The sequence below is a fragment of the Bacillus sp. CCNWLW194 genome, assembly GCF_037120585.1.
Classification (GTDB): domain Bacteria; phylum Bacillota; class Bacilli; order Bacillales; family Bacillaceae_G; genus Bacillus_A; species Bacillus_A basilensis.
In genome coordinates this window covers 459,501-483,006 of record NZ_JBBBBL010000002.1, presented here as the reverse complement: position 1 = coordinate 483,006, position 23,506 = coordinate 459,501, and the positions used below count along the sequence as shown (strand labels likewise).

Genomic DNA, 23,506 nt, shown 5'->3' with positions numbered 1-23,506 from the left:
GTACTAATAACAAGTATAAGTATTTCTGGGAGGATATATCATGGAACTATTACAAGGGAAAACATTTGTTGTTATGGGCGTTGCGAACCAAAGAAGTATTGCGTGGGGAATTGCTCGCTCTTTGCATAATGCAGGTGCAAAATTAATCTTCACATATGCAGGAGAACGTTTAGAGAGAAACGTTCGTGAATTAGCGGATACATTAGAAGGACAAGAATCACTTGTATTACCTTGTGATGTAACAAATGATGAAGAACTTACAGCTTGTTTTGAAACAATCAAGCAAGAAGTTGGTACAATTCACGGTGTTGCACACTGTATTGCTTTTGCAAATCGTGACGATTTAAAAGGTGAATTTGTAGATACTTCTCGCGATGGATTTTTACTTGCACAAAATATTAGTGCATTCTCTTTAACAGCTGTAGCAAGAGAAGCGAAGAAAGTAATGACAGAAGGCGGAAATATTTTAACGTTAACATATCTTGGCGGCGAGCGCGTTGTGAAAAATTATAACGTTATGGGTGTTGCGAAAGCTTCATTAGAAGCGAGCGTGAAATATTTAGCAAATGATTTAGGTCAACATGGCATTCGCGTTAACGCTATCTCTGCGGGACCAATTCGTACGTTATCTGCAAAAGGTGTAGGCGACTTTAACTCAATCTTAAGAGAAATTGAGGAACGCGCACCACTTCGTCGTACAACAACTCCAGAAGAAGTTGGGGATACGGCAGTATTCTTATTCAGTGATTTAGCACGCGGCGTAACAGGAGAAAACATTCACGTTGATTCAGGGTATCATATCCTAGGATAAATATAATATTAATTTTTAAAGGACAATCTCTACATGTTGAGATTGTCCTTTTTATTTGTTCTTAGAAAGAACGATTTTTAACGAAAGTTCTTACCACGTTATGAATATAACTATAATAGTACACGATTTATTCAGCTACGTATGGAAGTGGGAGGGACGAGTGTGAAGAATAAAAATAAAAGTTCAACAGTTGGAAAACCGTTGTTATATATTGCACAAGTAAATTTGGAACTTGCTGCACCGAAAATAAAAAGAATTATTTTAACAAACTTTGAAAATGAGGATCGGAAAGAGGAAAGTAATGGAAATGAAAATGTTGTAAGTAGTGCTGTGGAAGAGGTAATAGAACAAGAACAGGAACAACAAGAAGAGCAGCAAGTAGAAGAAAAAATAGAAGAAGAGGAACAAGTACAAGAACAAGTACAGAAAGAGCCAGTGAGAACTGTTCCGTATAATAAATCATTTAAGGACATGAATAATGAAGAGAAAATTCATTTTTTATTAAATCGCCCTCATTACATTCCGAAAGTAAGGTGCAGAATAAAAACGGCTACAGTCTCATATGTTGGATCAATCATATCGTATCGTAGTGGAATTGTAGCTATTATGCCGCCAAATAGTATGAGAGATATTAGGTTATCTATAGAAGACATCAAATCGATTGATATGGCCGGTTTTTAAATATGTAAAGGTGGTAGAAAGCTTCTACCACCCCAATAGTTTTTTAGTTTACTTGTTAAATAGTAACATCGCGTAAGCACTGAATAGCACAGAAGCAGTTTAAATCAACAGTAATGCAAGTAGATGTTGATATTAATCTTGCATTTGGTACATTTAAAAACGTACAGATTGGATCGTTATCAATTGGTACAGGGGATCCATCACCTAATACTACAGTTAACACACGTAGCACAGCACAGCTATCATCATCTACACTCTCAACGCGGAAAATTGGAGATCTGCAGCTAGTAAGACTTCCTGATGGTGCAAATGCTTGAAAAGGGTCTCCAGTTTTTGTGTATACAATAAAAGGGCGTGTATTTGCTACTGATGTAGTGTTATGAGCTCCTAAAAATGGAATTTCACAACCAGAACCACATGTTGAACTAGAACAATCTTGTAATTCATTGATGAATTTTACAACGTCAACTACACAATGAGAAGAGCTATGGTGTTTATTTTCGTTACAACTCATTAATGTCACTCCTTATCTTCTTGTTTGTATTTACATTAATAAGATATTGGAGTCGAGGAGATTTGGTCACAATCTCAAGACCTTTTTTTTTAAATAGGCGAAAGAAGATAAGGGAAGGTGGAATTATGCTGTTTACAAGCTGGCTTTTATTTTTTATTTTCGCGTTAGCTGCTTTTAGGCTCACTCGTTTAATTGTTTATGATAAAATTACAGCTTTTTTGCGAAGACCATTTATTGATGAGTTAGAGGTTACAGAGCCGGATGGGAGTGTATCAACGTTTACAAAAGTAAAAGGGAAAGGATTAAGAAAGTGGATTGGCGAATTATTAAGTTGTTATTGGTGTACAGGTGTATGGGTTAGTGCTTTTTTATTAGTTTTATATAATTGGATTCCTATCGTTGCAGAACCGTTACTTGCATTATTAGCTATTGCAGGAGCCGCAGCAATCATTGAAACGATTACAGGATATTTTATGGGAGAATAGTATATTTGTATAATACGAGAAAAAGCGGAGTTTAAAAGAATGAGGGAACGGAAATAAAGAGTTGTTCATATAGTAAATAGACAGAATTGACAGTAGAGGAGATGTTTGCTGTGAGCAATAATCCAAGGCAAAATTCATATGACCTGCAGCAATGGTATCATATACAGCAACAACACCAATTGCAACAACAGGCATATCAAGAACAATTGCAACAACAAGGATTTGTAAAGAAAAAAGGATGTAATTGTGGGAAAAAGAAGAATACAATAAAACACTATGAAGAATGAAACACTCATGTTACTGTGAGTGTTTTTTATTCTACATATAAAAAGCGGTATTTCTAGTGAAGAAATACCGCTTTTTACTAGCTAATTTGTGCAACTGTTAATGCTGCCGCACGGATGTCTACAGTTCCAATCAATTCAACTGGTACAATTTGAACTAAGTCACCAGGGTTTAAGTTAATAAGAATAACACCACTGGATACGTCTACTTCACCAGTACCAATAACGTTAGAACGAACCGCTGTACCTGATCCAGGAATAATGTTAGCTGGTGTATTTAATGATAAGAAGAAACGACCAGCTTCTGGTGCAACAGGTGCGTTATCAAGACTAATTGTTAATGTATAACTGATTTGATAAATACCAGCTCGTAGAATTCGGATACCATCTCCAACACTTACTGTATCATTTATTACAGGAACAGTAATATTGGGGTTTGGACTTACACTAGGTAATAGTAATGGTGTAAATAGTGAAGCGAACTGAGGTGCAGAAGCGTTGAAAGCAAAACCGAAGGCAGGTAGTGAACTAGCCGGTTTTGCCTCGCAATCGATTTTCGTAAATTCGCAATCAGAAGAGTACATGTTTTTCACTCCTTTATCTGTTTCTACTTTCAGTTAATGAAAAGGACAGGTTCTATGTTCTAGACAAGTTCCCAATTTTATAAAAAATACATAATAATACCTTTTAAGCATGGATTGGGTGGCAGAGAATTCTGCCACCCAATCCATGCTTAACTCATTATTTAGTTTTAAATTGTAACATCACGCAAGCATTGAATAGCGCAGAAGCAGCTTAAATCAACAGTAAGGCAAATAGATGTCGATATTAACCTTGCATTTGGTACATTTAAAAACGTACAAATTGGATCGTTATCAATTGGAACAGGGGAACCATCACCCAGTACTACAGTTAATGCACGTAACACAGCACAATCATCATCATCAATGCTTTCAACACGGAAAATTGGAGTTCTACAGCTAGTAAGACTTCCTGATGGTGCAAATGCTTGAAAAGGATCGCCAGTTTTTGTGTATAAAATAAAAGGACGTGTATTCGCTACTGATGTAGTGTTATGTGCTCCTAAAAATGGAACTTCGCAACCAGATCCGCATGTTGTAGTTGCGCATTCTTGTAATTCATGTATAAAACGAACGACATTTGATACACAGTTGAAATCACAATCATGGTGATGATGGTCTTCGTTACAATTGCAGCTCATTATGTTCACTCCTTATCCTGAGTTCTGACATACACTATTACAATATGAGTGAGATATGGTTGATATTACGTTAATTCTTACGATAAAAGCAGGGAATTTATATAGTAGGGATGTACATAATACAATATAAAAAAAGACATCCTTATTTAGTGGATGTCTTTTCAGGTAAATCTTTTCGCACAGTGTATAAAAAACGAGATATGTCTAATTTTTTTCCTCTAAAAAATTGCGGAGAGGAAATATAAAGTTCTTCTTTCGCCCGTGTAATTGCGACATAAAGTAGTCGGCGTTCTTCTTCTAAAGCTTCAGAAGTCTCTGTAACACGATCGTTAGCATCTTTTAAAGAAGAAGTGTGGGGCAGAATACCATCGCTCGCTCCAAGTAAAAAGACGCATGGAAATTCAAGGCCTTTTGCGTTATGAATAGACATAAGCGAAACAGCATCTTTTTGCGGCATTGTTTTTAATGCTTCCATTTCCTTTTGACCTTGAATTGCATCACTAATAAATTGTAAATAAGCTGGAATATCGGTGAAACGATTTGCCGACTCCATTAATTCTTCTAACATTTCTTCTTGTATATCTTTATGCATCGTAAAGGAAGAACGATCGTTACTTTGTAAGTACTCTAAATACTTTCCTTTACCATGAATAATTTCTTTTAATGCTTTTTTCGGTTCTAATTCTTTTATAAATTTAATAAAATCGATACGCTCATTTACTTTTTTCACTTGAAAAGGCTTCAAGCTTGGATTTAATAGTAAGAAATGAAGAAGAGAAGGAAAACGACCTTCACCATATTTCCATTGTTCACGTTCAATAAATGAAATACAATCATCACGCCCGATATACATCGTTGGCAATATGTTTGAAAGGGATTCTAATCGAAACGGCTCAATCACCAGTCTTAAATGGTCTAATACAGGCTTAATTAAAGAATGTTCATAAAATGACTGACTCGCACCGTGCTTAATAAATGGGATTTTATGAATTGTAAGCTGATCAAGTAACGAACGGCTTACAGAATGTGTGCGATACAGTAAACAAAAATCTTTATAGTTTCGTTCACCGCTATCTACCTTTTCTTGAATGAGCTGTAAAATTTGGTTTGCTTCATCAAGAGTCGTAGCCGGTCTTGCGTAAAAAGGTTGTACACCTTCTTCGCGCACAGAATATAGCTCTTTATCAAAACGCTCTTGATTTAGTTTGATAACTTCATTTCCAAGTCCGACGATAAAAGGATTGGATCGATAATTCGTATTAAGTGCGATAATCGTAGTGTTATCAAATTCTTTCGGAAAAGATAAAATAATTTGGTGACTTGCTCCTCGCCAGCCATATATCGCCTGATCGTCATCACCTGCGATAAACAAATTATTTCTTGGCGAAGCTAACAATTTTACAATTTCATATTGTGCATACGATGTATCTTGGAACTCATCTACTTCAATATAGTGGAAACGTTGTTGTAATTGAGTAAGCAAAGGAGCATTATTTTCTAACATATAATATGTTTCTAATAAGATGTCATCGAAATCGATATAATTATATCGTTGTTTCACTTCTTCAAAACGCTCATATACTTCTTTAAATTCTTGTTCAACGGGTGTTTTTGCTTTTACATCTTTCGGACGATTCAATTTGTTTTTCTCAAGTGAAATCATCGCGAGCATCGTTTCAGCATCATAATCATCTTTTAAACGTAACTCTTTTAAAATTTTCTTTATCATAATTTGTTTATGTTTTTCGTTTGCTAAAATTTGCTGATTATATCCTTGACTACGAAGCAATTTTAAAAAGACAGAGTGGAACGTACCAGCAACAACGTAGCTACTTGCCGCATGATTCATACCTGGTAAATTCGCTACACGATTTCGGATTTCTTCAGCCGCTTTTTGTGTAAATGTAAGCAATAAAATATTTCGCGGATGAACTTGTTTTACATTTACTAAATAACCTACGCGGGTTGTTAAAACAGATGTTTTTCCGCTTCCAGCACCAGCCAATGTAAGAACAGGACCTTCTGTCGTTCGGACGGCCTCTAACTGTTTTTCGTTTAAAAATACATTTTGCTGTTCGAGCGCGCGGAAATACGCCGCATCTGCATCCTCTTCCATAATTAAATGGGTAGATGTTTTCGGAATATGATATGTTGCACGTGGAATATCAGCGTGCGTTAATGATTTTTGTGAAAATTTTTCTTGTGTCATATATTCACCTTCAAAACTATAGCATCAACATTTAACTTTAGCGGAAGAAAAAGAAAATAGCAATGTAAAAAACAGGAGGGGATACCTCCTGTTTTCAAATTACAATTCTTTTATCATAACGATGTGAGGAATATTTGCTTCCATAAATACATCAGAATTCGTTACATATCCAAGTTTTTTATAGAAGTCTTCAGCATGTGTTTGGGCATGCAGCTTCAATTTTGGTAGCGAGTGTTCCTTCGCATGTGCTTCAAGTGCATCCATAATAATTTTTCCAATGCCTTTTTTGCGATGGGAAGCTAGTACACAAATACGCTCCATTTTTCCAATGCCATCAATGGTGCGAAAACGACCAGCACCAACGGGAATATCATTATCGTATATAACAACGTGTATCGAAGTTTCTTCAAACTCATCATACTCTTCTTCGGCAGAAACTTGTTGTTCATTCACAAATACTTGCTTACGTACAGAGAATGCATCTCTTAGTTGTTCGTCTGTTTGTACGATCTGTGCGTGCAAATTAGTTGTTCCCCTTTCCAAGGCGGAATGTTTCATGTACAGTCCATGTCCCATTTTCTAATTGATATAGAAGATGGAAGCGATCAATTGGTTGTTCATAATAGAAATCTTTCATACGTAATCGACCTAATACATCAGCATGCTCTGCATCTGATAAGCCTTGTCCGATTGTTAAATGGGGTACGAAAGCGTATTCGCGTTCTTGTGTGAAGAATTCGCTATGCATTTCCTCATTTAAGAAAGTAAGTTCAGGTGTTTTTTCTACTTTAAAATAAAGAACATTATTAACAGGTGCGAATGAACCAACTTTTCCGACATGAAGGGTGAAAGGGTTCGTTTTACTTGCGATTGTATGTAACTCGTTTACAATCGATTCTAGTTGATCTTCTTGCGTCTCAAAGGGTGTTTTCAATGTAATATGTGGCGGAACTAATGCGTAGTGCGGATCATAACGTTTACGCAATCCGTTCGCTTTATCTTGAATCATTTTAGATGGAAAAATTACAATGCCTAATTTCATGTTCCAATTCCTCCCTTTGTAAGTCTAGTTAGATTTTGAGAAAATAACTCTCTTAACCTATTATATCAAATTATTCTGAATACTGCTCTCTATTATTTCATTGATAGCATACGAGAGAAAGCTTTCGGTAAATCAGTTTGCCAATATTTCCACGTATGATTACCTTCAAACTCCTCGTAATGCGTGATGAAATTTCTATCTGTCAGAAGTGTATTGAGCTCACGGTTCGGTTGTACGAAATCAGATACTTGCCCATCAGTGCGCTTTACAGCTGTTTCTTCTGTCCCAATGACGTGATAAAGCTCTAGTGCCTCTGGATTTTTGAAGTCTTTTGCTAAGTTCATCACTGTTTCGTCCACAAATGGTGATTGCATAACGACTTTACCGAATGTATGCGGATACATAAGTGCAGTCATAAAGGAAACTGTTCCGCCAAGAGAATCACCAATTAACACACGACCTTTTCCCATTTGGTACGTTGGATAATTTTCATCAATATACGGTGCAAGTTCATGAGCAAGGAAACGAATATAAGCAGCGTTTTTTACTTCATTTGGGAAATATTTTTCTTTACGATCGTGTACATTTTTATATGGAATACCGACGATAATTGTACGGTCAATTTCTTCAGTTTCACGAAGGCGCTCAATTACACGGTGCGCTTTACCAAGCTGAAAATAATCTCTACCATCTTGTGCAATTACAACTGTATGTTTGTGCAGTGGTGTGTAATTTACTGGTAAATAAACGAGAAGTGTAACGTCTTCTTGAAGTGATGCGCTATAAAATGAAATTTCTTCAATTCTCCCTATTGTTTGACTCATGTAGATCCCCCTAAATAAAAATTTACTGTAACGATTGTAAGAGCGACGCTTGTAGTGAAAAGGAAAGAAATATTCACTAATTGGTGCCTTAATTTCTATTTTACCATAATGGTACGAAGAATCTAAAAAATTAGTATTTAAGTTACGAAAGAAAACGGATATAATGAAGTGGGATTTTTGACAGGTGAGAGGGGAGACAGGATTTGAAACAAGAAAAATCAATCGCACTACCATTGGCTATTTCTATAATTGCCATTTCCTTTGCAGCAGTTTTTGTAAAGATGTCCTCAGCACCATCTTCAATATTAAGTATGTACCGCTTATGGATTATCGTATTTATTATGCTGCCTATCGTATGGAAAAAAAGAGAGGAATTTAATAGGATTCAAATGAAAGATTGGGGCTTTTTAATTGGATCTGGTTTCTTTTTAGCACTTCATTTTCTTTTATGGTTTGAATCTTTAAAGCATACGACAGTTGCTAGTTCGACGATCATTTTAGCGCTTCAACCGATCATATCTTTAGTTGGGGGTTTTTTCTTATTTAAAGAAAGAACAACATACTCAGCTATTGCGACAATGGGAATTGCGATACTAGGCGTAATGTGTATTGGGTGGGGAGATTTAGGGCTAAGTGAACAAGCAATTTATGGAGATATATTATCCTTTTTAAGTGTAATAGCGGTTGTCGGTTATTTATTTATCGGGCAAACGACAGTAAAGAAAGTATCACACTGGATTTATAGTTTTACAGTCTTTGCGTTCGCAGGTCTTTTTATGGGGATTTATAATGTCATATTACAAGTACCTTTTACAGGTTATACGAAGTGGGATTGGACCGTTTTTCTTTTACTTGCGGTCGTGCCGACAGTGTCGCACGTCATTAATAATTGGTTATTAAACTACGTAAATGCAACGACAATTTCAATGAGTATTTTAGGAGAACCTGTTGGAGCATCTATACTTGCGTTCTTCTTACTTGGAGAAAAATTAAATGCAATGCAAATTATCGGTAGCATGCTCGTATTGTTTGGTGTATCTGTTTTCTTATTACAGCAACAAAAGCGAACAGCAAAAAATGTCGTAAACGAGCCGGTGTATACACAGGAATTATAGTGTTAGGGGAGAAAAGAGAAGTTGTGATACTTCTCTTTTTGTTTTATAGAAATACGGGTGTAGAAGGGGGAGTGCAATGGAATTTCCATCAAAAAAGGATGCATGGTTATATCCAATCTTTTTTATTGTTGTAGGTGCCTGTTTTGCTCCAATATTTGCAGGAAGAGAACATTTTCTTTTGTTTTTCACAATCCCATTAGCCATATTATTTATTTGGAGTTGGTTTTCAACAAAATATATTGTCGGAGAAGAAACAATTACTATTAGATCAGGTTTCGTTAAAAAGCGCATATTTATACGAGATATAAAACAAATTTCAAGTACGAAAAACCCAATATCAGCTCATGCTTTATCATTTGACCGACTTGAAATTGTTTACTGCACACATAAAACAGAAATTATTTCTCCTAAAGATAAGGAACAATTCATCAATTTAGTTAAAAGTAAAAATCCACACATTGAAACAAAGTAAAAGAGTGGCTACGAAGCCACTCTTTTACTTTGGATTTGTCATATAAGGTTGTACATGAATGATACATAGGTCACGGAACTTTCCTTCAGTGGTTGTGACAATTACGACTGCTCTTCCGGCACTTTTTCCAGTAATCGTTACCGTATCACCTTTTGGATACATTGTGATGACATCAGCATTCATATTTGTCCAAATAAGTTCTTTATTCGTTGCTTGCACTGGCAAAACGGAAGCTGATAACTCAATGCTTTGTCCCGTTCTTACTTTCAACTTATTTTTTTCCATATGAACACCGATGACTGAAATAACAGAAGGAGCAATTGAAATTTTAGGTGGATTAGGTTGTATGTTCAAACAAGACGCAGAAGTATTTGTGATAGGTGAAAATTTTCGTATTTGTTGTTGCTGGAAAGCTGCTAACATGTTGGAGTCCCCTTTCTGTATAAGTGCTGATAGTATTACTATAAAGGAGTAGTGTTATGTTTAATTTAACGAAACATAAAGAAATTGTTAAATTCGAACAGAAGATTGTCGAACTTTGATAAAAAGAAAGCTCTGCTGATACGATAACAGCAGAGCTTTCCCTTTATAGATTATGTTGTTTTTCAAAATCCTCAAATTGTTTTTCAACTTCTTTTGAAGGTTGCGTTAGTAAACTAACAATTATGATCACTAGTAAACTAATAGCGAAACCAGGAATCATTTCATATAAGAAGTCTTTTAAGAATTTAAATTGTGTCCATATAATAACAGTCGCAGCACCAGAAATCATACCAGCAAGTGCGCCCCATTTTGTCATGCGTTTCCAATATAAGCTTAATAAAATAGCAGGTCCGAATGAAGAACCAAATCCAGCCCAAGCGTATCCAACAAGAGCTAAAATCGTATCATTTTGTTTAAACGCTAATGCACACCCAACTAATGCAATAACAAGTACAGCCATACGACCGACAAATACAAGTTCTTTATCAGAAGCAGAACGTTTAAAGAATGTACGATATAAATCTTCTGTTATAGCACTAGAAGTAACGAGTAACTGAGATGAAATTGTACTCATAATCGCTGCTAAAATCGCAGCTAATAAAAATCCAGTAATAAGTGGATGGAATAAAATTTTTCCTAGTTCAAGGAAAATTGTCTCTGGGTTAGATAATGTTAACTCTTGTTGTGAGTAGTAAGCAATACCGATAAGACCAGTAAACATAGCTCCGACAACAGAGAAAATCATCCAGCTCATACCAATTCTTCGTGCGCTTTTAATTTCTTTTACAGAGGAAATCGCCATAAAGCGTACGATAATATGAGGTTGTCCAACATAACCAAGGCCCCATGCGAATAAAGAAATAATCCCTAAAGTAGAGGCACCTTTAAAAATATCCAGACGTGTTGGATCAACAGATCGAATTGTATCAAATGCAGGTCCAAGTCCGTTCGAATTCATAATTGTTACGATAGGAACAAGAATAAGAGCAACAACCATAATGATTCCTTGTACGAAGTCTGTCCAACTTACTGCTAAGAAACCACCAAATAATGTGTAAGCGACAACAACGCCTGCAACAATGAATAATCCCACATGGTAGTTCATACCAAATGAATTTTCAAATAATACAGCGCCTGAAACTAATCCTGAAGCTACATAAAAAGTAAAGAAAATCATAATAACAAGTCCAGATACTAAGCGTAGCATGTGAGATTTGTCGTGGAAACGATGTTCCAAAAATTCTGGGATAGTAATAGAGTTGTTTGCCATTTCAGAGTAGGTACGTAAGCGAGGAGCGACATAAAGCCAGTTTGCGTATGCGCCTAGTGTTAGGCCGATCGCAATCCAACTACTACTTAATCCAACGCTAAACATTGCACCGGGTAAGCCCATTAAAAGCCAACCACTCATATCGGAGGCTCCAGCACTTAATGCTGTTACTGCGGGGCCTAGTGTACGCCCGCCAAGCATATAATCTGTTAAGTTGGACGTTCGTTTATAGGCGAAATAGCCAATTACTAACATCCCGAGCATGTAGATAGAGATTGAAGTTAAAGTTAACATCTGCGTACTCATGTAGTTCCCCTTCCTTTTGTCATGTCTTTTGATGCGTTATGCATATTTATAATCTATCATGATTATTCTGAAAAATCCATACAGAAATATGAATTTTCAGAAATGTAAGCGTTTTTTGACGTCATTTTACTTTTTTAATATATAACATTCAGACAAAAAAACTTAATTTTAATAGAGTATTTATTATATTTACATAAAAAGAGGTTGTTTTGTCAATATAATATTGAAAGGAGAGAAAAATAAAATTTTTTAAAAAGTATTGACTTGTGAAAAAAGTTAGGTCTATAATGAGTGCAACTTAAAAAAATGCAAGCGTTGATGAAGAAGAGTACACATGATGAACATGTCAGAGAGCTGATGGTTGGTGCGAATCAGTATGGAATTGATGTGGAATGGGCTTCGGAGCTTCCAAACCGAAACGAAAGAAGTAGGCTTTGGCGACATGATCTCATCGATACAAGAGACACGTATTGTTTTTGATACGGTAAAGTGCGTTACGTTCGTAACGAATTAAGGTGGCACCACGGGAGTACCCGTCCTTTCTATAGGATGAGTACTCCCTTTTTGTGTATAAAAAATTAAATAAATGAAATCGTTTAAGTAAGAAGAGTACGTATATTGGAGACGTTACAGAGAGCCGGGGATAGGTGGGAGCCCGGTGCGGTGCCATATGCGGAATGGGCTTACGAGAGGTATGCTGAACAATTATTTTCAGTAGGCAACCCGGGTTCCGCCGTTACAAGGATAAGGTATATATTTTGTACCTGAATAAAGCGGGATGCTTTTGCGTCCAACATGAGGTGGTACCACGGTAAACTTATCGTCCTCTACATATTTTTGATATGTAGAGGACTTTTTTATTTTTCAGGATGAGGTGAAAGACATGATGACAAAAGAGGAATTTATAAAACAAAAAGAACAAAGAAAAACATTTTTAGTAATCGCTGAAGAAGAAGGAGATAGCATTACGCCAATTTCTTTATATAGACGTATGAAAGGTAAGAAGAGGTTCTTATTAGAAAGCTCACAACTTCATCAAGATAAAGGACGCTATTCTTACTTAGGGTGTAATCCGTATGGTGAAGTGAAAAGTATCGGTACAGAAGTGGAACGAACGATTTACGGTCAAACAGAAGAGTTGCAAGGTAACGTACTACAAGTGTTAGAAGAAGTAATCGTGTCAACACAAGTAGACAGTCCACTTCCATTTTGCGGAGGAGCAGTTGGTTATATTGGCTATGATGTCATTCGGCAATATGAAAATATAGGCGTGGATTTACACGACCCATTAAATATTCCAGAAGTACACCTTTTACTATATCGTGAGTTTATCGTATATGACCACTTACGCCAAAAATTATCATTTGTATATGTATGCAGGGAAGATGATGTAGCTTCTTATGAAGAAGTATACGAAAGGCTGCGAGCATACAAAGAGGAATTGCTACAGGGAGAAGAAGCTGAAGTAACTGAAATAAAATCAACATTATCATTCACTTCTTCTATAACGGAAAAAGAATTTTGCGCGATGGTAGAAACGGCGAAAGAACACATTCGAGCCGGGGACATATTCCAAGTCGTATTATCTCAGCGTTTGCAAAGTGAATGTATTGGTGATCCTTTCGCTTTATACCGCAAACTGCGCATTGCAAACCCATCACCATATATGTTTTATATCGATTTTCAAGATTATGTTGTACTCGGTTCTTCGCCAGAAAGTTTGTTATCAGTAAGAGACGAGAAAGTGATGACAAATCCAATTGCGGGTACGAGGCCAAGGGGAAAAACGAAGGAGCAAGATGCTGTAATTGAAAAAGAACTGTTAGAAAATGAGAAAGAGCGAGCAGAGCATATGATGCTTGTAGATCTTGGGCGAAACGATATTGGTAGAGTGAGTGAAATCGGCTCAGTTACGATAGATAAATATATGAAAGTAGAAAAATATTCTCACGTTATGCACATTGTATCTGAAGTTTACGGAACATTGCGAAAACTAATGAGTGGATTTGATGCATTAGCGTACTGCTTACCAGCAGGAACCGTTTCAGGCGCTCCGAAAATTAGGGCAATGGAAATTATAAATGAACTAGAGAATGAAAAAAGAAATGTATACGCCGGTGCAGTTGGATACGTTAGTTTTTCTGGAAATCTTGATATGGCGCTTGCCATTCGAACAATGGTCGTAAAAGATGAAAAAGCATACGTTCAGGCAGGAGCGGGCATCGTTTATGATTCAGAACCAGTAGCTGAATATGAAGAAACGTTAAATAAAGCGAGAGCGCTTTTGGAGGTAATGAAATGATTGTACTGATCGATAATTATGATTCATTCACATATAACTTGTATCAATTGTTAGGGGAATACGAAGAAGAAATTGTAGTCGTAAGAAATGATGAAATAACGATAGGGCAGTTAGAAGAGATGAACCCAAAAGGAATTGTGCTTTCACCAGGACCAGGAAAACCAGAAGATGCTGGGATTTGTATTGATGTCATCCATCATTTTTATAAGAACGTTCCCATATTAGGTATTTGCCTTGGTCATCAAGCAATTATATCGGCATTTGGAGGAGAAATTGTTAGAGCGGAACGCATTAAACATGGAAAAACATCACGTGTGAAACATAATGGGGCTTCAATCTTTTCATATGTAAAACAGCCATTAACGGCGATGCGCTACCACTCGCTTGTTGCAGCACAAACGAGCTTACCAGAGTGTTTTGACATACTAGCGACAGCGATGGACGACGGAGAAATTATGGCAGTTCGTCACAATTATTATCCGCTCTTTGGATTACAGTTTCATCCGGAATCAATCGCAACAGAAGAAGGCGGAAAGTTAATACGTGCCTTTTTAGGCGAAGTGAAAGAGGAGGAAAGAGTATGAATAACTATCTTCGTAAATTAGTGGAGGGGCAACATTTAACAGAAGAGGAGATGTATAGAGCAGGGCTTCTTTTATTAAATGAAAATATATTGGAAAGTGAAATTGCAGCTTTCTTAGTCTTACTGAAAGCGAAAGGTGAAACAGCAGAAGAAATATACGGTCTTGTTCGAGCTCTTCACGAAAAGGCATTACCGTTTTCGAATCATATACAAGGTGCGATGGACAATTGCGGGACAGGTGGTGACGGTGCTCAAACGTTTAATATTAGCACAACATCGGCATTTGTACTGGCGGGATCAGGTGTAAAAGTTGCAAAACATGGTAATCGTGCTGTTTCTAGTAAAACAGGAAGTGCGGATTTATTAGAAGAACTCGGTGTAAATATTAGTAGTACGCCAAACGAAATTGATTATTTATTAGAGCATGTCGGAATCGCATTTTTATTCGCACCAGCGATGCACCCAGCATTAAGGCGCATTATGAAAATAAGAAAAGAATTAAATGTTCCGACGATCTTTAACTTAATAGGCCCTTTAACAAATCCGGTGAATTTAGAAACACAATTTGTCGGCATTTATAAACGAGATATGTTACTACCAGTTGCACAAGTATTACAGAAACTAGGAAGAAAACAAGCACTTGTCGTAAACGGAAGTGGATTTTTAGATGAAGCATCATTGCAAGGAGAAAATCATGTTGTTATTTTAAAAGATAATGAAATAGTAGAAACGAGTATTGAACCTGAGAAATATGGTTTTCCAATAGTGAAAAACGAAGAGATAAGAGGTGGGAATTCGAAAGAAAATGCAAAGATTACGCTTGGAGTATTAAGCGGAGAAAAGAGCGTCTATCGCGATACTGTTTTATTAAATGCAGGTCTGGCCCTTTTCGCAAATGGAAAAGCAGAAACAATTGAAGAAGGAATTAAACTCGCAGCACATAGCATTGACTCTGGAAAAGCATTAGCGAAACTAAACTTATTAATTACAGCAAGTAATGAAAAATTAGAAAGGGTGAATTAAAGTGGGGACGATTTTAGACAAAATTGTAGACCAAAAGAAAACGGAAGTTGCGGCATTATATGAAACGTATACACCAATAAAAGAAAGTAGAAAGACACATTCACTTGTAGAAGCATTACAGCAGTTTACTGTCATTGCAGAAGTAAAGCGAGCATCACCATCAAAAGGAGATATTAATTTACACGTTGATGTACGAAAACAAGTAAAAACATATGAAGATTGCGGCGCAGGAGCAGTTTCGGTTTTAACAGACGGACAATTTTTTAAAGGATCTTTTCATGATTTACAAACGGCAAGAGAAGAAAGTAACATTCCTCTTTTATGTAAAGATTTCATAATCGATAAGATTCAAATCGATAGAGCGTATGAAGCTGGTGCAGATATTATTTTACTAATCGTAGCCGCTTTAACGAAAGAGAAATTAAAAGAGCTGTATAGCTACGTACTAGAAAAAGGATTAGAAGCGATCGTTGAAGTTCATGATGAACAGGAATTAGAAATTGCAATCCAATTAAATCCACACGTTATTGGTATTAACAACCGTAATTTGAAAACATTTGAAGTCGATTTAGGCCAAACAGAAAAGCTTGGAAAACGATTGAATGGGGAGAAATTACTTTGGATTAGCGAAAGTGGTATCCATTTAAAAGAGGATATTATTCGTGTTAAAAAAGCAGGAGCAAAAGGTGTATTAGTTGGAGAAGCGCTTATGACATCATCTTCTATTCGTACCTTTTTTGAAGATTGTAAGGTGAACGTATGAAAGTGAAAATTTGCGGCATCACTGATATGGAAACAGCAAAACGTGCTTGCGAATACGGAACAGATGCACTCGGATTTGTTTTTGCAGAAAGTAAGCGAAAAATCAATCCAGAGCTAGCGAAAGAAATCATTCAGGAGCTTCCAGCAAATGTGTTAAAAGTCGGTGTTTTCGTAAATGAATCAGTTGAAGTAATTCAAAAAATTGCAGATGAGTGCGGGTTAACACATGTGCAACTACATGGGGATGAAGATAATTATCAAATCAGAAAATTGAATATTCCGTCTATAAAAGCGCTCGGAGTAACTTCAGAAGAGGATATGAAAAACGCTCAAACATATGAAGTGGATTATATATTGTTTGATAGCCCAAAAGAAAAGTTTTACGGAGGCAATGGAAAGAAATTTTCATGGGAACTACTTGGGCATATGCCAAACGAGTTGCGATCAAAAACGATATTAGCTGGTGGATTAAACATCTCTAATATAGAAGAAGCAATTCGAACTATTCAGCCATATATGGTGGATGTGAGTAGTGGAGTAGAGACTGAAGGAAAAAAAGATCTAAAGAAAATAAAACAATTTATTATAAAAGCGAAGGAGTGTTCCAAATGAACTACGCATATCCAGATGAAAAAGGACATTACGGTATATACGGAGGACGATACGTTCCAGAAACGTTAATGCAATCTGTATTGGAACTAGAAGAAGCATATAAAGAAGCGATGCAAGATGAAGCGTTCCAAAAGGAATTAAATCATTATTTAAAAACGTACGTAGGGAGAGAAACACCGCTTTATTTCGCTGAAAATATGACGAAGTATTGCGGCGGTGCAAAGATTTATTTAAAACGTGAAGATTTGAACCATACAGGAGCTCATAAAATTAACAATACAATCGGTCAGGCACTTCTTGCAGTAAGAATGGGTAAGAAAAAAGTTGTCGCTGAAACGGGGGCAGGACAACACGGAGTTGCAACAGCTACTGTATGTGCCCTTCTCGGATTAGAATGCGTCATCTTTATGGGAGAAGAAGATGTGAGACGTCAAAAATTAAATGTGTTCCGAATGGAATTACTCGGAGCGAAAGTAGAAAGTGTAGCGGCAGGTAGCGGTACATTAAAAGATGCGGTGAACGAGGCGCTTCGCTACTGGGTTTCACATGTGCATGATACGCACTACATTATGGGATCCGTTCTCGGACCGCATCCATTCCCGCAAATTGTCCGTGATTTCCAAAGTGTAATTGGGAAAGAAACGAAAAAACAATATGAAGCGTTAGAAGGAAAGTTACCAGAAGCGGTCGTTGCTTGTATTGGCGGTGGTAGTAATGCGATGGGAATGTTTTATCCGTTCGTACACGATGAAGAAGTTGCTCTTTACGGCGTTGAAGCAGCTGGAAAAGGCGTTCATACAGAAAAACATGCAGCCACTTTAACGAAAGGAAGTGTCGGTGTTTTACACGGATCGATGATGTATCTTCTGCAAAATGAAGAAGGACAAATTCAAGAAGCTCATTCTATTTCAGCAGGACTAGATTATCCAGGCGTTGGACCAGAACATAGTTTATTAAAAGATATTGGGCGTGTTTCTTATCATTCGATTACAGATAATGAAGCGTTAGAAGCATTTCAATTATTAACGAAAAAAGAAGGGATTATCCCAGCGTTAGAAAGTTCACATGCTGTTGCATATGCATTAAAATTAGCTCCGAAAATGAAGCAAGATGAAGGACTTGTCATTTGCTTATCTGGCCGTGGTGATAAAGATGTAGAGAGTATAAAACGTTATATGGAAGAGGTGTAAAAAATGGGAGTAGAAAAAATTAAAGCAGTGTTTGAAAATGGTAAAAAAGCATTTATTCCGTATGTAATGGGTGGAGATGGTGGCCTTGAAAAACTAAAAGAAAGAATTCGATTTCTAGATGAAGCAGGGGCAAGTATCGTTGAAATTGGCATTCCATTTTTAGATCCAGTTGCAGACGGTCCAACGATTCAAAGAGCAGGAAAAAGAGCGTTAGATAGTGGTGTAACAGTAAAAGGTATCTTTCAAGCGCTAGCAGAAGTAAGGAAAGAAGTACAAATTCCATTTGTACTCATGACATATTTAAATCCAGTACTTGCATTCGGAAAAGAACGATTCATTGAGAGATGCTTAGAGGCTGGTGTGGATGGTATTATCGTTCCAGACTTACCGTATGAAGAACAAGACATTATTGCACCGCTTCTCCGCACTGCAAATATCGCTTTAATCCCACTCGTTACCGTTACGAGCCCAATTGAGCGAATCAAAAAAATTACGAGTGAATCAGAAGGGTTCGTCTACGCCGTTACAGTAGCGGGCGTAACAGGAGTACGTCAAAACTTTAAAGATGAGATTCATAGTTACTTAGAAAAAGTAAAATCACATACGCATTTACCGGTAGTGGCAGGGTTCGGTATTTCAACAAAGGAACATGTAGAAGAAATGATTACAATATGTGACGGTGTTGTCGTTGGAAGTAAAGTTATTGAGCTTTTAGAAAATGAAAAACGAGAAGAAATATGTGAATTAATACAGGCAGTAAAACAAAAAGAAGAGGCATGAGTCTCTTCTTTTTGTTTTGAGTAATAAATGTTAAAATATACAGAAAATACATATAATTTAGAGGTGAGAAGGCATGCTAAGACGTAAACTACTATATCTACTTTTAACTGTACCACTATACGCTTGGCTTATTAGCATGACGAAAATAGAGTTGATGGCTCTATTTTTAGGATATGTATTCATCTTTTCCAACTTAAATCGGATTCAAGAGCAATCTATTTTAGAAATATGTATATTTTCGATTAGTATAGAATTATTTAGTATCGTTTCGATTGTATTATTAAATGAATTATTCAGATGGATTCATTCATTTGAATTAATGAAATTTGGGAATATTGTAATGCAAGCAATATGTGTTTATATTGTATTTGTTGTGTTAGGAAAAATAATTGGGAAGCAAACCGTTTTTCAGGATAATAGAAAATGGGAGTGATTCAAAAAGGAGCTAAACAGCTCCTTTTTTGAATCTGTTGTAAAAACAATTGAAAAATATGACATCTGTTATATAATAGTTAAAAATTGTATTTTAAATGAAATGAGATGATAACATGGCCATATTGTTGGCACTTATCCCAATTATGATGATTTTCATTTGTTTATTTTTATTTAAACAAACGTCATTAAGATCCTCGTTAATTTCTTATGCGGTATGTGTTGGAATCGTTTTACTCTCGCCAACGTTTCAACTAGGGATAAGTGAAACTGTGCACGCAACGATTAAAGGATGGTTAATTTGTTTCATTGTCGGGTACGTTTTATTTTTCGGTATTTTTTTATTTCACCTCATGAACAAAATGGGGTACATCGACCAAGTAGCACGTTTTCTAGAAGAGGTTACGCATGATCGTTTATTACAAATGCTTCTTATGTGTTTCGGTATTTGCCCACTAATTGAATCAGTAAGTGGATTCGGAATCGGCTTCATGGTTGCAGCACCTATTTTTCTTTCATTAGGTTATAAACCGTTTCAAGCTGTACTGCTCTCTTTTATCGGCTTACTAGCTAGTTCGTGGGGCGCAATGGCAACTGGTACGATTATTGGTTCGCAGCTTATCAATATGCCGCTTACAATACTTGGTACAAATACAGCATTACTAAGTATTCCGATGTTTGCTTACTTCGTCATTCTCTCTTTACACGTTGTTGGCGGCTGGCAAGCGGTTATAGAAAAGTGGAAGGAAGGACTTGGTTTCTTTCTATTATTTTCTCTCGGAATCTATCTGTCTAATGCGTACGTAAGTGTTGAACTAGCAGGTATATTAAGTTCTATCGTTACCATTACATTGGGCTTTCTTATCATTAAATTAAAAGGAAAAAGTGGGCAAAATCTAATGACAGAACATGCTGCGGCAACGGAGAGAGAAGTATCTATTATAAAAATTATTAGCCCTTATATATTTCTAACCGTTTGTATTTTGCTTTCTCGCCTCGTTCCAGCATTCCATGATGTATTCAGATCATATGCGGTTCTTGATTTAAAATCATACTCTTACAAACTAGAGCTACTATATTCGCCAGGTTTTTGGCTAGGTATGACTTGTTTATTTACAATCATTTTCTTCCGAATTCCATCTAATATTATGAAACAATCAATCTCACAAACGATAAAACAATGGATCCCGTTCGCTATTACAACGACAATGTTTATTGCTATTTCAGAACTAATGGGCGCATCTGGCATGCATTCATTACTAGCAAAAACAGCTGGTGAAACATTTGGAACATTTTTCGTTTTCGTTGCTCCATTCATCGGTGGTATCGGTGGCTTTTTAACAGGTAGCAATGCAGGATCAAATGCGATGTTCATAAAACTACAAATGCAAACCGCACAAAACGTAGCACTCCCGTGGCAATACGTCACAACACTGCAAAACACCGCATCGTCAGTAGCGACAATCGCTTGCCCGTCACGGATTACACTGGGGGCGTATTTATGTAACATACCATATCGTGAAAATGAACTATTAAAGAAGACGACGTTAATGATTTTTGGAGCGGTGTTACTTATAGTAGTGGAAGTTATTTTCTGGTATATGTTGAGAAATTAAAAATTCTCCTATATTTAGGAGGATTTTTTTTGTTACTGGATAATGCTTTAAATTATGAAAAGCTTCTACTAAATGAATAGGAGATGAAATGTATGCCCTTAAAAAACTATGGTGTGCTAAAAGGTACAGTTATACAATCAAAGATTGGAAAAGGGAAAACTCCTCATTATCAAGTTCATTTACAAGGCGAAGCAGAAGTAGATTATCGTATTGCAATTAACGTGAAATCGCAAAGTTATCCGTCAGAAGTTTTATATTTTGCGAGCGACAATATTCGGTCAGAGGCGATTCGTATTTTACCGATGTTACCATTCGGTTTTACAGAAATAAAAAACAATGAACCGAAAGTAGCTTTAGACTACGTAAGAGGTAATTTATTTGATTCGAAACAAATGATTCCTTTACCTGCTGAAAAAGCAGGAGTAGATAATGATTTAAATGAAAAAATAGAACATTATATAAAACGAGCAATAGAAGAAAAAGCGACTATTTATGCGTTTGGTGAAAGGTGGGGACCAGAAGAAAATATACCGGATTCCTATTTTCATTTCGAACCAGGAAACGGTATACACGATATTCATATGAATCAAGGGAATGTAGAGAAATGGAAAGGTGATAATGGTATATGGCAAGACGGAGGCATACTCATTCACTTTGAGAAGGAAGAAAAATGGATCGGTATCTTTCTTGCCTTCCAATCACAGTCATGGTGTACCGATGAGGAGGGGCATGCTCGTGTTCCGGTTGAGCATTGTGATTATAAGAGAAATAACTGATGAGAAGAGCTAGTTCAAAATGGACTAGCTCTTCTCATTGTATACAAGATATATAGTGATGAAATTATGTTTGTAATATTAAAAAATGCTGATAGGGTTATTGATTTTTATTCGTATTAGAAAGTAGGTACTAATTAGCAGTGCAAGGAGGTCTAGCTTTGAAGATAACGGAAGAAAATGTTGTGCAACAAATAAAAAAGCGTGATGAGAAAAGCATTACGTTTATTATTCAAACATACGGCGGTTTACTAAGCGCTATTATTAAAAGATATGTACAGAGCAATCAACAAGATTATGAAGAATGCTTAGATGATGTATTATTAGCGATTTGGTTTCATATCGATTCATTTGATTCAAGTAAAAATACGTTTAAACAATGGATAGCAGCCATTGCAAAATATCGGGCAATTGATTATCAGCGGAAAAATGTGAGAAATCAGCAACAAACTGTCTGTACAGAGATTAGTGATCGTCTGTATCAAGAACAAAGAAAACAAAATGACTTCTTAGACGTACAGGAACTGCTTAGTGAGTTGTCAGTAACAGATCGTAACATTTTTGAAAAGTATTATTTAGAAGGTGTACCGTCTCGTGAAATTGCATCCCATCTTAACGTGAAGGAGTCATGGATTCATAACAAACTGTCACGCGGACGAAAAAAGCTCAAACAGATTTTTATTTTTAAAAATGGAGTGTGAGGGCATGTCTATTTATAAAGAGTTAAATGATATTCAGTTGGATATCAAAGAGTTTGAGGAGACTCCCTTAACCAAACTAGAGGAAAAGCAGTGGGAAAAACGTGTGAAAAATAAGCTCCGTAAAAACAAACATTCAAAAAAATGGTTCGGAGTCGCAGCAGCTTGCATGCTAATTGTCAGCATTACAGTGCCGCTTGGACAAACATCTTTAGCAAATATGCCATTTATCGCGGGATTAATTGAAAAATATATTGATAAACAGCAACCACTTGACTATTCTCCCTATAAAACGGCTATTGGGAAAACCGCTGAAAATAAATACGGTAAACTGACTTTAAATGAGGTACTAATGGATGAAAATAAATTATTCATCAGTTCAACATTTGAGCCAGCGAAGGGTGTAAAATTTGATTATCAAACATATTTAATTCCACAGGTACGAATAAATGGGCGTGACTTTTCTAATACAAAGGATGCACAATCAATTGAAGTACAGGATTCTATGTATACAATCTACGGTGGTATCGAGTTAAGTGAAATGCCACAAACCGATGAACTTCAAATCGAAATTACTTATGATACATTCAACAGGGATACTGTAATTGAGCAACCATGGATATTTGATATTGAAGTATCGCAAGCTCAGTTGATACAAGAGAAGCGGACGTTTGATTTAAATGAAACAATTGCTTTATCCGATGGTAATAAAGTAACTGTTAACAAAGTAGTTTCTACGCCGATTTCTACAACAATTTATTATGATGTGACACAAAGTGCAAATGAAGATATTTATTTTAAAATCGAATCAGAATCTGGAAAAACACATACATTTAAAGAAGCATCTATATCGAGTGAAGATGGTGGTATTTCTTTTAGTAGATTTGATGGAATTAATATATCAGTAGGGAAATATTCACTTGTACCTTATTCGGGGAAAGAAAACACAACAATTGGACCACCTATTTCGATTCAATAAATTATTAAAGCTGATAAATAATTATTTAAGGAGAGAAG

The 23,506-nt window shown here is 36.2% G+C and carries 27 protein-coding genes and 2 other annotated features; of the genes, 18 read left to right on the top strand and 9 right to left on the bottom strand.

All coding sequences use genetic code 11. From position 1 onward, the window contains the following. Positions 1-40: 40 nt before the first annotated feature. Positions 41-811 carry an enoyl-ACP reductase FabI gene (gene fabI / locus V7S50_RS05930; RefSeq protein WP_000421885.1) on the top strand — a complete coding sequence of 257 codons (771 nt, stop codon included), beginning with the start codon at positions 41-43 and terminating at the stop codon, positions 809-811. A 141-nt stretch (positions 812-952) separates the two neighbouring features. Further along, positions 953-1,492 carry a spore coat CotO family protein gene (locus V7S50_RS05925; RefSeq protein ID WP_063224591.1) on the top strand — a complete coding sequence of 180 codons (540 nt, stop codon included), beginning with the start codon at positions 953-955 and terminating at the stop codon, positions 1,490-1,492. A 55-nt stretch (positions 1,493-1,547) separates the two neighbouring features. On the opposite strand, the gene V7S50_RS05920 is transcribed toward V7S50_RS05925, so the two are convergent. Next, positions 1,548-2,006 carry a CotY/CotZ family spore coat protein gene (locus tag V7S50_RS05920; protein ID WP_063224590.1) on the bottom strand — a complete coding sequence of 153 codons (459 nt, stop codon included), beginning with the start codon at positions 2,004-2,006 and terminating at the stop codon, positions 1,548-1,550. Positions 2,007-2,131: 125 nt separating this feature from the next. Here V7S50_RS05920 and V7S50_RS05915 point away from each other — a divergent pair, with 125 nt between their 5' ends. Further along, positions 2,132-2,491: a DUF1360 domain-containing protein gene (locus V7S50_RS05915; RefSeq protein WP_063224589.1), complete on the top strand. Its 360-nt coding sequence runs from the start codon at positions 2,132-2,134 to the stop codon at positions 2,489-2,491. Positions 2,492-2,592: 101 nt separating this feature from the next. Continuing rightward, positions 2,593-2,778, top strand: a complete 186-nt coding sequence (locus tag V7S50_RS05910) for a hypothetical protein (RefSeq protein WP_063224588.1) — start codon at positions 2,593-2,595, stop codon at positions 2,776-2,778. A gap of 77 nt (positions 2,779-2,855) precedes the next feature. Here V7S50_RS05910 and exsF read toward each other — a convergent pair whose 3' ends face one another. The 6 genes from exsF to V7S50_RS05880 all read right to left on the bottom strand — a co-directional run bounded on the left by exsF (position 2,856) and on the right by V7S50_RS05880 (position 8,072). Further along, complete coding sequence (exsF, locus tag V7S50_RS05905; RefSeq protein WP_063224587.1) at positions 2,856-3,359, bottom strand: exosporium protein ExsF; 504 nt, start codon at positions 3,357-3,359, stop codon at positions 2,856-2,858. 167 nt (positions 3,360-3,526) lie between these two features. Beyond that, positions 3,527-3,997 (bottom strand): spore coat protein CotY, encoded by a 471-nt coding sequence (gene cotY / locus V7S50_RS05900; RefSeq protein ID WP_242250981.1) that lies wholly within the window; start codon positions 3,995-3,997, stop codon positions 3,527-3,529. A 142-nt stretch (positions 3,998-4,139) separates the two neighbouring features. Beyond that, positions 4,140-6,206, bottom strand: a complete 2,067-nt coding sequence (locus tag V7S50_RS05895; RefSeq protein ID WP_242250982.1) for an ATP-dependent helicase — start codon at positions 6,204-6,206, stop codon at positions 4,140-4,142. A 99-nt stretch (positions 6,207-6,305) separates the two neighbouring features. Next, entirely contained in the window at positions 6,306-6,728 is a 423-nt protein-coding gene (locus V7S50_RS05890; RefSeq protein WP_242250983.1) for a GNAT family N-acetyltransferase, read from the bottom strand. Between the two features lies 1 nt (position 6,729). Beyond that, entirely contained in the window at positions 6,730-7,248 is a 519-nt protein-coding gene (locus V7S50_RS05885) for a YjcG family protein (protein WP_242250984.1), read from the bottom strand. Positions 7,249-7,340: 92 nt separating this feature from the next. Beyond that, positions 7,341-8,072: an alpha/beta hydrolase gene (locus tag V7S50_RS05880; RefSeq protein ID WP_242250985.1), complete on the bottom strand. Its 732-nt coding sequence runs from the start codon at positions 8,070-8,072 to the stop codon at positions 7,341-7,343. 203 nt (positions 8,073-8,275) lie between these two features. Here V7S50_RS05880 and V7S50_RS05875 point away from each other — a divergent pair, with 203 nt between their 5' ends. Both V7S50_RS05875 and V7S50_RS05870 read left to right on the top strand, forming a co-directional pair. Beyond that, a complete protein-coding gene (locus tag V7S50_RS05875) occupies positions 8,276-9,187 on the top strand; it encodes a DMT family transporter (protein WP_242250986.1) in 912 nt (303 codons plus the stop codon). A 76-nt stretch (positions 9,188-9,263) separates the two neighbouring features. Beyond that, the gene (locus V7S50_RS05870) at positions 9,264-9,659 is read left to right on the top strand and encodes a PH domain-containing protein (protein WP_242250987.1); all 396 of its coding nucleotides are present in this window, start codon (positions 9,264-9,266) and stop codon (positions 9,657-9,659) included. 24 nt (positions 9,660-9,683) lie between these two features. Here V7S50_RS05870 and V7S50_RS05865 read toward each other — a convergent pair whose 3' ends face one another. Both V7S50_RS05865 and putP read right to left on the bottom strand, forming a co-directional pair. Next, positions 9,684-10,082: an Ig-like domain-containing protein gene (locus V7S50_RS05865; protein ID WP_242250988.1), complete on the bottom strand. Its 399-nt coding sequence runs from the start codon at positions 10,080-10,082 to the stop codon at positions 9,684-9,686. 163 nt (positions 10,083-10,245) lie between these two features. Then, the gene (gene putP / locus V7S50_RS05860) at positions 10,246-11,718 is read right to left on the bottom strand and encodes a sodium/proline symporter PutP (RefSeq protein ID WP_242250989.1); all 1,473 of its coding nucleotides are present in this window, start codon (positions 11,716-11,718) and stop codon (positions 10,246-10,248) included. 306 nt (positions 11,719-12,024) lie between these two features. Continuing rightward, positions 12,025-12,262, top strand: a binding site (T-box leader). 42 nt (positions 12,263-12,304) lie between these two features. Continuing rightward, positions 12,305-12,549, top strand: a binding site (T-box leader). A 52-nt stretch (positions 12,550-12,601) separates the two neighbouring features. Here putP and trpE point away from each other — a divergent pair. The 12 genes from trpE (at position 12,602) to V7S50_RS05800 (ending at position 23,468) form a co-directional block, all read left to right on the top strand. After that, entirely contained in the window at positions 12,602-14,020 is a 1,419-nt protein-coding gene (trpE, locus tag V7S50_RS05855; protein ID WP_242250991.1) for an anthranilate synthase component I, read from the top strand. After that, positions 14,017-14,604 carry an anthranilate synthase component II gene (locus V7S50_RS05850; RefSeq protein ID WP_242250993.1) on the top strand — a complete coding sequence of 196 codons (588 nt, stop codon included), beginning with the start codon at positions 14,017-14,019 and terminating at the stop codon, positions 14,602-14,604. Before trpE ends, V7S50_RS05850 begins: the two co-directional genes overlap by 4 nt. Then, the gene (gene trpD / locus V7S50_RS05845; RefSeq protein ID WP_242250995.1) at positions 14,601-15,626 is read left to right on the top strand and encodes an anthranilate phosphoribosyltransferase; all 1,026 of its coding nucleotides are present in this window, start codon (positions 14,601-14,603) and stop codon (positions 15,624-15,626) included. The genes V7S50_RS05850 and trpD overlap by 4 nt, the downstream gene beginning before the upstream one ends. Before the next feature lies 1 nt (position 15,627). Next, entirely contained in the window at positions 15,628-16,389 is a 762-nt protein-coding gene (trpC, locus tag V7S50_RS05840) for an indole-3-glycerol phosphate synthase TrpC (protein ID WP_242250997.1), read from the top strand. After that, entirely contained in the window at positions 16,386-17,000 is a 615-nt protein-coding gene (locus V7S50_RS05835; RefSeq protein WP_242250998.1) for a phosphoribosylanthranilate isomerase, read from the top strand. The genes trpC and V7S50_RS05835 overlap by 4 nt, the downstream gene beginning before the upstream one ends. Beyond that, positions 16,997-18,190, top strand: coding sequence for a tryptophan synthase subunit beta (gene trpB / locus V7S50_RS05830; RefSeq protein WP_242250999.1), 1,194 nt, complete (start codon positions 16,997-16,999; stop codon positions 18,188-18,190). The genes V7S50_RS05835 and trpB overlap by 4 nt, the downstream gene beginning before the upstream one ends. Positions 18,191-18,193: 3 nt before the next feature. Next, entirely contained in the window at positions 18,194-18,970 is a 777-nt protein-coding gene (trpA, locus tag V7S50_RS05825) for a tryptophan synthase subunit alpha (RefSeq protein WP_242251000.1), read from the top strand. Between the two features lie 73 nt (positions 18,971-19,043). Next, the gene (locus V7S50_RS05820) at positions 19,044-19,403 is read left to right on the top strand and encodes a DUF4029 domain-containing protein (protein WP_063224570.1); all 360 of its coding nucleotides are present in this window, start codon (positions 19,044-19,046) and stop codon (positions 19,401-19,403) included. Between the two features lie 115 nt (positions 19,404-19,518). Beyond that, on the top strand, positions 19,519-21,018 hold the full coding sequence (locus tag V7S50_RS05815; protein ID WP_242251001.1) for an L-lactate permease: 1,500 nt from the start codon (positions 19,519-19,521) through the stop codon (positions 21,016-21,018). A gap of 92 nt (positions 21,019-21,110) precedes the next feature. After that, positions 21,111-21,794: a DUF2278 family protein gene (locus V7S50_RS05810; protein WP_242251002.1), complete on the top strand. Its 684-nt coding sequence runs from the start codon at positions 21,111-21,113 to the stop codon at positions 21,792-21,794. 158 nt (positions 21,795-21,952) lie between these two features. Then, positions 21,953-22,492: a sigma-70 family RNA polymerase sigma factor gene (locus tag V7S50_RS05805; RefSeq protein ID WP_242251003.1), complete on the top strand. Its 540-nt coding sequence runs from the start codon at positions 21,953-21,955 to the stop codon at positions 22,490-22,492. 4 nt (positions 22,493-22,496) lie between these two features. Then, a complete protein-coding gene (locus V7S50_RS05800) occupies positions 22,497-23,468 on the top strand; it encodes a DUF4179 domain-containing protein (RefSeq protein WP_242251004.1) in 972 nt (323 codons plus the stop codon). Positions 23,469-23,506 lie beyond the last annotated feature (38 nt).

Excerpts from the sequence above, each read along its gene's own strand:
- fabI (WP_000421885.1), top strand. The coding sequence starts at position 41 with ATGGAACTATTACAAGGGAAAACATTTGTTGTTATGGGCGTTGCGAAC.
- V7S50_RS05925 (WP_063224591.1), top strand. The coding sequence starts at position 953 with ATGGAAGTGGGAGGGACGAGTGTGAAGAATAAAAATAAAAGTTCAACA.
- V7S50_RS05920 (WP_063224590.1), bottom strand. The coding sequence starts at position 2,006 with ATGAGTTGTAACGAAAATAAACACCATAGCTCTTCTCATTGTGTAGTT.
- V7S50_RS05915 (WP_063224589.1), top strand. The coding sequence starts at position 2,132 with ATGCTGTTTACAAGCTGGCTTTTATTTTTTATTTTCGCGTTAGCTGCT.
- V7S50_RS05910 (WP_063224588.1), top strand. The coding sequence starts at position 2,593 with ATGTTTGCTGTGAGCAATAATCCAAGGCAAAATTCATATGACCTGCAG.
- exsF (WP_063224587.1), bottom strand. The coding sequence starts at position 3,359 with ATGTACTCTTCTGATTGCGAATTTACGAAAATCGATTGCGAGGCAAAA.
- cotY (WP_242250981.1), bottom strand. The coding sequence starts at position 3,997 with ATGAGCTGCAATTGTAACGAAGACCATCATCACCATGATTGTGATTTC.
- V7S50_RS05895 (WP_242250982.1), bottom strand. The coding sequence starts at position 6,206 with ATGACACAAGAAAAATTTTCACAAAAATCATTAACGCACGCTGATATT.
- V7S50_RS05885 (WP_242250984.1), bottom strand. The coding sequence starts at position 7,248 with ATGAAATTAGGCATTGTAATTTTTCCATCTAAAATGATTCAAGATAAA.
- V7S50_RS05880 (WP_242250985.1), bottom strand. The coding sequence starts at position 8,072 with ATGAGTCAAACAATAGGGAGAATTGAAGAAATTTCATTTTATAGCGCA.
- V7S50_RS05870 (WP_242250987.1), top strand. The coding sequence starts at position 9,264 with ATGGAATTTCCATCAAAAAAGGATGCATGGTTATATCCAATCTTTTTT.
- V7S50_RS05865 (WP_242250988.1), bottom strand. The coding sequence starts at position 10,082 with ATGTTAGCAGCTTTCCAGCAACAACAAATACGAAAATTTTCACCTATC.
- putP (WP_242250989.1), bottom strand. The coding sequence starts at position 11,718 with ATGAGTACGCAGATGTTAACTTTAACTTCAATCTCTATCTACATGCTC.
- trpE (WP_242250991.1), top strand. The coding sequence starts at position 12,602 with ATGATGACAAAAGAGGAATTTATAAAACAAAAAGAACAAAGAAAAACA.
- V7S50_RS05850 (WP_242250993.1), top strand. The coding sequence starts at position 14,017 with ATGATTGTACTGATCGATAATTATGATTCATTCACATATAACTTGTAT.
- trpD (WP_242250995.1), top strand. The coding sequence starts at position 14,601 with ATGAATAACTATCTTCGTAAATTAGTGGAGGGGCAACATTTAACAGAA.
- V7S50_RS05835 (WP_242250998.1), top strand. The coding sequence starts at position 16,386 with ATGAAAGTGAAAATTTGCGGCATCACTGATATGGAAACAGCAAAACGT.
- trpB (WP_242250999.1), top strand. The coding sequence starts at position 16,997 with ATGAACTACGCATATCCAGATGAAAAAGGACATTACGGTATATACGGA.
- trpA (WP_242251000.1), top strand. The coding sequence starts at position 18,194 with ATGGGAGTAGAAAAAATTAAAGCAGTGTTTGAAAATGGTAAAAAAGCA.
- V7S50_RS05820 (WP_063224570.1), top strand. The coding sequence starts at position 19,044 with ATGCTAAGACGTAAACTACTATATCTACTTTTAACTGTACCACTATAC.
- V7S50_RS05815 (WP_242251001.1), top strand. The coding sequence starts at position 19,519 with ATGGCCATATTGTTGGCACTTATCCCAATTATGATGATTTTCATTTGT.
- V7S50_RS05810 (WP_242251002.1), top strand. The coding sequence starts at position 21,111 with ATGCCCTTAAAAAACTATGGTGTGCTAAAAGGTACAGTTATACAATCA.
- V7S50_RS05800 (WP_242251004.1), top strand. The coding sequence starts at position 22,497 with ATGTCTATTTATAAAGAGTTAAATGATATTCAGTTGGATATCAAAGAG.